Annotated in this window: 1 protein-coding gene; it reads right to left on the bottom strand. The window is 51.0% G+C overall.

Annotated features, from left to right (window positions below):
* A partial coding sequence (locus GS398_RS22140) for a DUF6443 domain-containing protein (protein ID WP_237488286.1) occupies positions 1–432 on the bottom strand: 432 nt, incomplete at its 3' end.
* Between the last annotated feature and the right edge of the window lie 294 nt (positions 433–726).

The raw sequence follows: 726 nt of genomic DNA on the forward strand, positions 1-726 counted from the left end.
GTCGTAAGAAACGGGCTGGATCACATCCTTCTGCGTGGGACTTCCCTGCACCTGCACGGTCTGAAGCGGTCGGCCCAGGCCGTCGATATATTGAATAGTCTGGTTTACCTGGCAGACCGTTTTACCGGCGGTACCCGTGATTCCCGGCTGCCGCATGGTATTGGTGAGGACGTAGTTACGGTTAGAAGACGGCGCAGACGTTAGAATGGGACAACCCGCCGCATTAGGCGTGATATAGATCCGCAGCGTGGCCGAAGGTCCGGTGGCGAAACCCGGTAGCAGCCTCACGGTAGTGGCAGCGGTGATCTCGGCTTCTCCCGAATAGGTGGAAAGCGTTGTTTCCGCCTGCCCCCGGGCGATGAACGAAGCTGCCAGGAAAATGATAAAAATCCCTACACAGGCGATGCGCTTATAAATGCGGGTGACGCTCATAATCTTGGGGTTGCAGAAGTACCGATTATACTATTTATGGGATTTATAGCTACCAAAGCCTGCCGTTACCAAATGTAATATTTGTTTGGAAAAAAGTTTAGGATCATAAAATTTTGCAGATTGTTTTTGATGTTCTTCCTGGGTGAGCATGCTACAGATGCTTTAGCCCAAGTTCAAATCTTCGTTGTAACGAATGTATCAACACTGCCCGGAAAGATCGTTGCGCGACAGGGGAAACCTTCCTCTCGGCCAAGAAATCAAACGCATGGCGCAAATCAGGAACCTGTCGGCAAA

This window comes from Hufsiella ginkgonis, assembly GCF_009834915.1.
GTDB lineage: Bacteria > Bacteroidota > Bacteroidia > Sphingobacteriales > Sphingobacteriaceae > Hufsiella > Hufsiella ginkgonis.